Below are 9,857 nucleotides of genomic sequence, written 5' to 3'. Positions count from 1 at the left end.
GCTTTTTTATCCCGCTTTTTAGTGACGTAGCTTTCTAGCACCTCGCCTTCATGATCGACTGCGCGCCACAGATAGTGTCTTTCACCATTTATCTTCACAAATACTTCATCCAGGTGCCATTTCCAATTACTGGACTGCATGCCCCCTGCCCTGCGCTTCTTTATCTTACTTGCGAACTGAGAACCAAATCTATGCCACCAGTACCGAACGGATTCATAGCTCACATCGACACCGCGTTCGTGCAGAAGGTCTTCTACATTTCTCAGTGAGAGTGGGAACCTCACATACAGCATAACAGCAAGTTGGATAATCTCAGGGCTGGTTTTGAAATAGCGGAAGGATAAAGAATAGGGCATGGCCCAGACGCTAATATTCAGCACGCTGTCGGGCAAGGCAGTTTATTCTGACAGTGCCTGTATTTATAAAGTGCAGCATGATTGCTCCTGGACGCTAATAGGGCTGTTTTCGAAGTAGCCGAGGGATAGAGGATCCAGCGTAGTTAATGAGCTAAAGTCAAGACCACTGTCGGGCAAATTATTTATACTGACAGTACCATCCAAACCGTTCAGCGACCAGATCAGACATATTGTGCCGAATAAGCTTGCGCCATGATAGCGAGCGGTTTGGCCTTGATCGTCGATGCGCGCTCTGCCGAACCAAAGGCGATAAAGCGGTCCGTGCAAACGGCCTTCATCGCTGCAATGCCAGGGGCTAGATATTTGCGAGGGTCAAACTCGGCAGGCGAAGTTACGAAGACCTTTCGAATAGCGCCCGTCATCGCAAGTCTCAGGTCGGTGTCCACATTAACCTTTCTTACGCCATATTTAATGCCACGCTGGATTTCCTCAACCGGGACGCCCCATGTCGGATCAATTGAACCCCCATTATCATTGATGGTCTCTTGAAGATCTTGGGTGACAGATGACGACCCATGCAGCACCAAAGGCATGTTTGGCAGTTTCGCATGAATTTCACGCAGACGGTCGATGGCCAAAATCTCACCATCTGGTTTGCGTGTAAATTTGTAGGCACCATGGGATGTCCCAATCGCCACAGCCAAGGCGTCGACCTTAGTCAGTTCAGTGAATTGGGCGGCTTCGTCAGGATCAGTTAGCAGCATATCACGCGACAGCTCGCCCTCGTATCCGTGGCCGTCCTCAGCCTCCCCTCTGCCCGTTTCCAAACTGCCTAAATGGCCGATCTCACCTGCGACTGATACGCCTATCATATGCGCCATCTCCACAACTTTGGCCGTCACGGTGACGTTTTCATCAAAACTGGTTGGGCGCGTGCCGTCTTCCGATAACGACCCATCCATCATCACCGAACTGAACCCGTTCGTGATGGCTGACATGCAAGTCGCAGGTGAATTGCCATGGTCTTGGTGCATGCAAACCGGAATGTGAGGATAAAGCTCGATCGCCGCTTTGATCAGATGCGATAGCACAATGTCATTTGCAAAGGCACGGGCACCACGGCTCGCCTGCATGATGACAGGGCTGTTCACCGTGTTAGCTGCCTGCATGATGGCCAACATCTGTTCCATGTTGTTCACGTTAAATGCGGGGATGGCATAACCATTAAGGCAGGCGTCATCCATGAGTTGTTTAAGCGTAATCAAAGGCATTCGAGCGCCCTCATGTTTGAAGGTAGGCTTGCGCCACGCGCTCCACCTCGGCGCGGGACCCAAGCACAACAGATGTGCGTTCGTGGTGATGGCTGGGAACCTTATCAAGCAGCGGGCGTCGCCCATCAGTTGCAAGGCCGCCTGCGGCTTCCATGATCATGGCGATTGGGTTCGCCTCGTACAACAGTCGCAATTTGCCCCCTTGGGCGCTGTTTTCCGCATCGACTGGATAAAGAAACACACCACCACGGACCAGAATGCGGTGAACCTCGGCCACCATGGAAGCGGTCCAACGCATGTTGAACGCTTTGCCACGTGGTCCGCTTGGGCCTTCGATGCACTCTGCAATGTACTTCTGGATCGCCGCATCCCAGTGGCGCAGGCGCGAGACGTTGATGGCAAATTCCGTGGTTTCCCGGGGGACGGTCATCCTTGGGTGCGTCAGCACGAAGGTGTCTGTTTCTTGGTCCAGACTGAACCCGTCGACCCGGTCACCAAGTGTCAGAACGAAAACTGTTGACGGCCCATAAATAGCATATCCCGAGCAGAGGAGTTTGCGACCCCGCTGAAGGACACAATCCGTCTTTGCCTCTTTGACCTTCGCAATGGCAAAAATTGATCCAACTGAAAGATCAACGTCCAGGTTTGATGATCCATCCAGCGGATCGAAGGCGATCACAAAGTCGCCCTCTGACGGTTGAGAAACCTTGATGACATCTTCGACTTCTTCGGACACGATCGCGGCAACGCGCGAGTTACCCACGCAAGATCGCACAAACACCTCATTCGCTAGGATATCCAACGGCTTTTGGTCCTCGCCTTGTGAATTGATTGTGCCAGACTGTCCCAGATTTCCGTCAATTGCCGATTCAGCAACCAGTGTTGAAATCGACCAACATGCACTCGCAATTCGATCAATCAGATCGCGCAGGTCAGGATCGCCCACCTCGCGCTGGAGGTACGTGTGAAGCGTTTCATGTGACATCTGTTCAGCTGGCCAAATGTTCGAATAACCGTGCAACAGCTTCAGCGCCAGGATCGATATGACCTTCTAGCTGCTCCGCGTTGATGTAGCTGGCGCGCCCTGCCTTGGCAGAGGTGATCGTGGCCGTGTAATCTGCACCTTTGCGGGCCGCAGCCGCGGCAGCGGCGAAACCCTCACCCAGTTCCTGCAAAGCGGGCATCAAAGCGTCCACCATCGTTCGGTCACCAGGATTTGCCCCGCCAATCTGACGCATGCGATCCAGCCCCGTTTGCAAGGCTTCCTTCATCGGCATTCCGGACGACGATGCATCGCCAGCTGCGGCAAAGAAGATCGCCAAAAGCACGCCGGATGAGCCGCCCATCGTCTGGCTCAACTCTAGCCCGATTGCGCGGTAAAGCTGCGTGTGATCGGCTAAGGGCAGCGTGTCCATCGCCTCGATCAAGGCGCGGGATGCGGTCGCCAGAGTCGATCCCGTGTCGCCGTCGCCAGATTTGGCATCTAGAAGGTTCAAGTCTGCCTCTGATGCAATCAGCACGTTGCAACAGGCCGTCAGAAAGGCCTTTGTAGGCTCATGCTGAGAGGCGGGCGCGCGAATGGGTGCCAGGCCATCGGGCAAAGGCAGAACCTTGGGTTTTTTAACAAGGTTGCAGCCGGGCCACGCAGGCGCGCCCACGGGTTGGGCCAACAGGTCTACGTCACCGTTCGACAGTTCCATCAAGGAGATCGAAAATCCATGCATGTCGAGGGCGGTCATCATCGCATCAGGACCGATCACATGCCGGATATGTTGACCCACGTCAGACGCCAGCAGCGTATCGGTCAGGATCGACATCTCAAGGAAGGAGGCGCCGCCAAGATTGTTGATCAACGCAACATGCGGGGTCTTGGGCATGCCTGCCGCCAGCTTTTCGGTCATCAGGGCGATTGCATCTTTTGCCCCGCTTGAGGCGACTTGCTCAACACCTGCTTCCCCGTGAATACCAAGGCCAAGTTCGGCCATCCCTAGGGGGATACGATCCTCTTTCAGAGACCCCGGAACCTTGCAGGTATCCAGCGACATCCCGATCGATCGAGTCGCTTTTCTGACACGTTCTGCGGCCATCGTACAGGCCTCAAGATTCGCGCCGTTTTCAGCCATGGCACCCGCGATCTTGTGAACGAAGAGCGTTCCAGCGACCCCGCGCGCCTGTGGCAAGTCCGGCAGTGCCACGTCATCGTCCATAATAACCATCGACACCTTCAGGCCGAAGGCACGGGCCCTTTCTGCGGCAAGGCCAAAGTTCAAGCGATCACCTGTGTAGTTCTTCACGATCAGCAAACAACCCGCAGGGCCTGTGACGGCCAAAATCCCAGCCAGAACCGCATCGACAGAGGGCGATGCGAAGACATCGCCGCACACAGCGGCAGTCAGCATTCCTTCACCGACAAACCCGGCATGCGCTGGCTCATGTCCGGAACCGCCGCCAGACACCAGCGCGACCTTGGATTTGTCCCAGTCCGACCGCACGACAACACGGATATGGGGATAACCGTCAAGCCGCGTCAGCTTCCCGCCTGAGGCTGCGATCGTTCCGTCGATGGCCTGTGTGACCATATCTTCTTTAGCGTTGATAAAGTGTTCCATTGTGTCCTCCCTCAGGCCACGCGCGCGCCATTGGCGTCGAAATAATACGGATTGTTGGGGCGAATTTTGACCACGTCGCCTTCGTTTAGCGTTGTGTGTGCATCGGTGACCGTGATCAGGTCGTGGTTCTTGAACGCCAGATGCAGACGGGTCTGATCGCCCAAATGTTCAACACGGGTCACCATGCTCTCCTCGCCCTCTCCCTGGACGATATGTTCAGGCCTGAGCCCGATCGAGGCCGCGCCATCGGGTGCACCACCAAAGACGTCTGCAGGCAGGACGTTGATACGCGGCTGGCCAAGACGGCTGGCGGCATAGACGCTCACCGGGTTCTCATAGATCTCGCGAGGTGTTCCGAATTGCACCAGCTTGCCATTATCAAGCACACCGACATGGGTCGCCATGGTCATCGCTTCGATCTGGTCATGGGTCACGTAAAGGAGCGTGGCCCCCGAATTGGCCTGGATGCTCTTCAATTCGATCCGCAGATCAGATCGCAGCTTGGCATCCAGCGAACTGAGCGGCTCGTCCATCAGATAGACCGAAGGGTTGCGTACCAGCGCCCGACCAATCGAGACACGCTGCATCTCGCCCCCCGACAGGGCCGTGGACTTGTTGTCGAGCTTGTGGCTGATCTGCAGAACCTCCGCGACCTCACCGACCTTTCGGTCGATTTCGGCCTGTGGCGTTTTCAGGATCGGGGATTTCAATGGAAATTCCAGGTTCTGCCGCACAGTCAAATGCGGATAAAGCGAGTATTGCTGGAAGACCATCGCGACATCTCGCTGCGCGGGCGTAAGCCCGGCCATGTCGCGTCCTTCGATCATTACAGTTCCGGTGTCCGGCTTATCAAGGCCAGATACCATACGTAGGGTCGTCGTTTTTCCTGCCCCCGTCGGGCCAAGAAGCACAACAAAAGACCCGTCCGGCACGGTCATTGTGACATTGTCCAAAGCGGTTTCTTCACCGAAAGATTTTGACACGCCGTTCAAGGTGACATCAGCCATTGGACAAAACCTCCATATTTGCAGCGCTCTTCAGCGCCTTGCCGGTTTCTGCATTGAACAGGGTGATGGTCCGCGCATCGAAGTGCAGCCCGGTCTGGTCGCCGACATTGACACGGTCAGCCGACGACAAGCGCGCCTTTACGGCGCCATTTGCCGTCTCCAATGTGACGATCTGGGTCGTTCCAAGATACTCAGTTGCAATCACCCGGCCCCGATAGGGCGCGCTGTCATCAAGCCGCACATGTTCGGGACGGATGCCAAATATAATGCCGCCGTTCGTCCCTTCGCGGGCCTCTGGGACAGTGACCGCGACGTCGTTGAGACGGATTTCGGTCGATCCGGTGCCCACCATACCGTTGAAGTCGAGGAAATTCATCGGAGGGGAGCCAATAAACTGCGCCACGAACTTCGTCGCAGGCCAGTCGTAGATGTCTTGCGGTACGCCGAATTGTTCGACGACGCCGTGGTTCATCACCACGATCTTGTCGCCCATCTGCATCGCCTCAAGCTGGTCATGGGTCACATAGACAGTCGTGGCGTTCATCCGGTCATGCAGCGCGCGCAGCTCGTCAGACATGTGTTCGCGGAACTCCGCATCCAACGCGCCCAAAGGTTCATCCATAAAGAACGCTTTGGGGTCGCGAACAATGGCGCGGCCGAGTGCCACCCGCTGGCGGTCTCCGCCGGACAGGCCCCCCACGGGCTTACTCAGAATGTCGGTGATGCCGAGGATCTCAGCGATCTCGCCGACCTTCTTTTTTACCTGCGCCTTTGGCATGCCTTGGCTTAACAGCGGGTAGCTGATGTTCTTGCCCACGTTCATATGCGGGTAAAGCGCAAACATCTGGAACACAAACGCAATGTCGCGCTGGCTAGCGGGCTTTTGGCCGACCTCTTCGCCGTCAATGTAGATCTCGCCCGATGTCGGCAGCTCAAGCCCCGCCATCATTCGAAGGGTCGTGGTCTTGCCGCAGCCCGAGGGCCCCAGGAGCATAAAGAATTCGCCGTCTTCGATCGTGAAGGTCGAGGATTGCACAGCCGTAAAGGCGCCGAATTCCTTGCGCACGTGTTCAATGCGTATTTGTGCCATTGATGCGCCTCCTATTCTGGAAAGTGGCTGACGATGATGAACATCACCGTGCCGACGAGAGTGATAATGAAGGAGTAGGTGTAGAGGCCGATCGCGATAGGCTGCATCAGCATGATGACTCCCAACGCGATAAGGATTGAGGCCACCATCTCCCACGAACTACGGCGGAGCCGCAGCAAACCATTGATAAAGTTGGTCATTTGCGCACCGCTCCGAAGGTAATGCCGCGCAGCAGGTGTTTGCGTAGAAGCACGGTGAACACCATTACGGGGACAAGGAAGATCGTGGCGCCGGCGGCCACAGCGGGCCAGTCTTTGCCGTTCACACCGATGATATTTGGAATGAAGGGGGGTGCCGTTTGAGCCTGACCAGAGGTCAACAGGACGGCAAAGGCGTATTCGTTCCACGCAAAGATCAGACAGAATATCGCGGTGGAAGCGATACCTGTGGCAGCTTGTGGCAAAACCACTTTGTAGAAGGCCTGGAACCGTGTGTAGCCATCAATCAAAGCCGCCTCTTCATATTCCAGAGGAATTTCGTCGATGAAGCCCTTCAGCAACCAAACCGATAGCGACAGGTTAACTGCGGTATAGAGCAGGATCATCCCGAGGTGCGTGTCATTTAGGCCAAGGTTGCGGAACATCAAGAAGATCGGGATCGCAACCGCAATCGGTGGCATCATCCGTGTAGACAGAATGAAGAACAACAAATCGTCCTTCAATGGCACGCGGAACCGGCTGAACGCATAGGCGGCAGCGGTGCCAAGGATCATACAAAGCGCCGTTGATCCAAAACCGATGATGACCGAGTTCAGGAAGCGTTCGCCATATCGGGACGGCCCGGAGATGACAGTGCCGCGCTCACGGGCGATCTCTTCATACCATGTTTGCGGAGGGCCTGCGGCTTCAAGCATATCGTCAGTCGCGCGGGTCCGGTCCGTGAACAGGTTTACATAGCCTTCGAGCGTGGGCTCAAACACGACAACAGGCGGATAAGCGATCGAATCAGACGGTGATTTGAAGCCAGTGGCGATGATCCACAAGAGCGGGATGATCGTGACGACCGCATAAGCGATGACCAGAATACCAGCAAACCACTTGGTGCTCTTGGTCGGTTCGGTGACGGAAAAGCTCATCTTTCTTTTACCTTATTGAGCGCTTTGACGTAGATCGACGCAAGGCCGAAGACGGTGACAAAGAGGATGACGGCGTAGGCAGACGAATAACCGGTCCGCCACTTCTCAAACGCTTCTCGTTTGAGGTCAATTGACGTCAGCGTGGTCGTGTTGCCAGGGCCGCCCCCGGTCAGCTGCACCACGAGGTCGAACATCTTGAAGTTCTCGATTCCACGGAACAGGACAGCCAGCATCAGGAACGGCAGGGCCATCGGGATAGTGATCGTCCAAAACTGACGCCACTTGCTCGCGCGGTCGCACTCGGCGGCCTCATAGATGCTGTCAGGGATAGACCGCAGACCGGCCAGACAGATGAGCATGACAAACGGGGTCCACATCCAGGTGTCCGCAATAATGATCGCCCAAGGTGCTAAATGCACATCACCAATCATTGAAAAACTCGTGGGATCAGCGCCCGTAAAGAACGCCACGATGTAATTGAAAAGACCGATTTGCGGCTGATAGAGAAACGTCCAGAAGTTACCGACAACAGCTGGTGACAGCATCATCGGGAAGACGATGATCGTCGTCCAAAGATCGTTGCCCTTGAATTTCTTGTTGATGAGATACGCTAACGAGAAACCGATCAGAACCTGCAGGGCAATCGTCCACAAGAGAAAATGCGCGGTGGCCTGCATCGTGTTCCAGATGTCTGGATCATTGAGGATGCGTTCGTAGTTGCGGAGTCCGACCCATTCGACATCATTGTTCGGGCGGTTCACCCGGTAATTCGTAAAGCTCAGGCGGATTGTCCAAATGAGCGGGAAGATGTTGACGGCCAAGAGTAAGAAAATCGTCGGGGCAACAAAAATCCAGGCAATCGTTCTGTCCGATAGACCCCTGATTTTTTTGGACATCCCTGCAGGTGTCTTTTCAGCCATTTTATTTATGGGTGATACGGTCATCGATGTTCCTTCTGGGCAGACGTCAGAAGATTACCTCTAGCGACGTTTACCCACTAAGTGAGTGACCCCGGCATTTCAGGAAACCGCCGGGATGGGCGTCAGCGCAAAGGCAAGGCCGGATGCGCTGACAGAGAGGAGACTTATAGCTTGCCTTCGTCTTCAAAGACTTCGGTCCAGTCTTTCACCAGGCCATCAAGCGCTTCTTGTGCAGTGCCTTCGCCAGCAACAACGTAGTTGTGAATGCGCTCTTGGGTAGCGATCAGCAGATCTGCATAGGCAGGCTCGGCCCAGAAGTCTTTCACGATCGCCATGCTGTCCAGGAAGGTCTGCGCGTAAGGCTGCGAGGTTGCGAAGCTTGGGTCTTCAACCACTGCGCTCAAAGCGGAGTAGCCGCCCAGTTCCCACCAACGGGACTGGATTTCAGGCTGCGCGAACCACTTGATGTATTCCAGAGCCGCATCCTGCTTTTCGGAGTAGGACACAACCGAGATACCCTGACCGCCCAGCTGCGCGAACTGACCGTTCGGGCCAGCAGGGTTCGGGAAGTAACCGGACTTGCCGCCGCCGACGTTTTCGTCAGCTTCTACACCGGGCCAGATGAAGGCAAAGTTCATCTGCATCGCAACCTGTCCGGAACGGTAGGCATCGATGTTTTCGCCCATGTACCAGTTGGAAGAACCTGGAGGCGTGCCTGTGTCGTAAAGCTCTTTGTAGGCTTCCAGTCCAGCAGCCGCATCAGCGGAGTTCACAAACCCTGCGAGGTCATATGGCTTTTCGGGGTTCTCGTAGAGAAAGCCGTAATTGTAGAGCCAGTTGGTCACGCCCATGGTGATGCCTTCGGAACCACGCTCGGTGTAGATGGCTGAGCCATAAACGGTGGTGCCGTCGATGTCGCGGCCCTGGAAGAACTGAGCGATGTCTGTCAGCTGCTCCAGCGATGCAGGCACGTCCAGGTTATATCCGTATTTCTCTTTGAACTCGGCCTGCAGCTCAGGACGCTCGAACCAGTCTTTGCGGTATGTCCAGCCAACCACGTCGCCAAAGGCAGGCAGCGCATAGTAGTTAGGCGTGTTTTTCGGCCACTCGGCATATCCAGTCACAGTCGCCGGGATGAAGTCACCCATGTCGATGCTGTTGGCATCAAAGAAGTCGTTCAGTTTAACATAGTGGCCATTCTCAGCGCCAGCACCGATCCACTGGCTGTCGCCAATCATCAGATCGCACAGCTGGCCGCCGGAGTTCAGCTCGTTCAGCATACGATCAGCAAAGCTGGGCCATGGCACAAACTCAAAGCTCATGTTGTGGCCAGACTTTTCTTCAAAATCTTTGCTCAGTTCAATCAAAGCATTCGCCGGATCCCATGCAGCCCAGCAAAGCGTAAGATCTTCGGCAATCGCCGCATTAGACAGGCCAGACGCCAGAATTGCGCCTCCCGCTACAGATAT

At 55.4% G+C, this 9,857-nt stretch carries 10 protein-coding genes; all 10 read right to left on the bottom strand.

The window, feature by feature from the left end; genetic code table 11:
* On the bottom strand, nucleotides 1-356 hold a 356-nt coding region (locus tag ACEQWH_RS10470; protein WP_370230540.1), incomplete at its 3' end, for an IS6 family transposase.
* Nucleotides 357-577: 221 nt separating this feature from the next.
* Complete coding sequence (gene fba / locus ACEQWH_RS10465) at nucleotides 578-1,627, bottom strand: class II fructose-bisphosphate aldolase (RefSeq protein WP_370230538.1); 1,050 nt, start codon at nucleotides 1,625-1,627, stop codon at nucleotides 578-580.
* A gap of 10 nt (nucleotides 1,628-1,637) precedes the next feature.
* A complete protein-coding gene (locus ACEQWH_RS10460) occupies nucleotides 1,638-2,612 on the bottom strand; it encodes a class 1 fructose-bisphosphatase (RefSeq protein ID WP_370230537.1) in 975 nt (324 codons plus the stop codon).
* Between the two features lie 4 nt (nucleotides 2,613-2,616).
* Entirely contained in the window at nucleotides 2,617-4,236 is a 1,620-nt protein-coding gene (locus ACEQWH_RS10455; RefSeq protein WP_370230535.1) for a dihydroxyacetone kinase subunit DhaK, read from the bottom strand.
* A gap of 11 nt (nucleotides 4,237-4,247) precedes the next feature.
* On the bottom strand, nucleotides 4,248-5,243 hold the full coding sequence (locus tag ACEQWH_RS10450; protein WP_370230532.1) for an ABC transporter ATP-binding protein: 996 nt from the start codon (nucleotides 5,241-5,243) through the stop codon (nucleotides 4,248-4,250).
* Nucleotides 5,236-6,333 carry an ABC transporter ATP-binding protein gene (locus tag ACEQWH_RS10445; protein ID WP_370230530.1) on the bottom strand — a complete coding sequence of 366 codons (1,098 nt, stop codon included), beginning with the start codon at nucleotides 6,331-6,333 and terminating at the stop codon, nucleotides 5,236-5,238. Before ACEQWH_RS10445 ends, ACEQWH_RS10450 begins: the two co-directional genes overlap by 8 nt.
* A gap of 11 nt (nucleotides 6,334-6,344) precedes the next feature.
* Nucleotides 6,345-6,533, bottom strand: a complete 189-nt coding sequence (locus tag ACEQWH_RS10440) for a hypothetical protein (RefSeq protein ID WP_370230528.1) — start codon at nucleotides 6,531-6,533, stop codon at nucleotides 6,345-6,347.
* A complete protein-coding gene (locus ACEQWH_RS10435) occupies nucleotides 6,530-7,468 on the bottom strand; it encodes a carbohydrate ABC transporter permease (RefSeq protein ID WP_370230526.1) in 939 nt (312 codons plus the stop codon). The genes ACEQWH_RS10440 and ACEQWH_RS10435 overlap by 4 nt, the downstream gene beginning before the upstream one ends.
* A complete protein-coding gene (locus ACEQWH_RS10430) occupies nucleotides 7,465-8,412 on the bottom strand; it encodes a carbohydrate ABC transporter permease (protein WP_370230524.1) in 948 nt (315 codons plus the stop codon). Before ACEQWH_RS10430 ends, ACEQWH_RS10435 begins: the two co-directional genes overlap by 4 nt.
* A 140-nt stretch (nucleotides 8,413-8,552) precedes the next feature.
* Nucleotides 8,553-9,857, bottom strand: a complete 1,305-nt coding sequence (locus tag ACEQWH_RS10425; protein WP_370230522.1) for an ABC transporter substrate-binding protein — start codon at nucleotides 9,855-9,857, stop codon at nucleotides 8,553-8,555.

Source organism: Cognatishimia sp., assembly GCF_964229375.1.
Lineage (GTDB): Bacteria > Pseudomonadota > Alphaproteobacteria > Rhodobacterales > Rhodobacteraceae > Cognatishimia.
The sequence above is the reverse complement of the archived record's forward strand: the minus strand, read 5'-3'. Positions and strand labels throughout refer to the sequence as shown.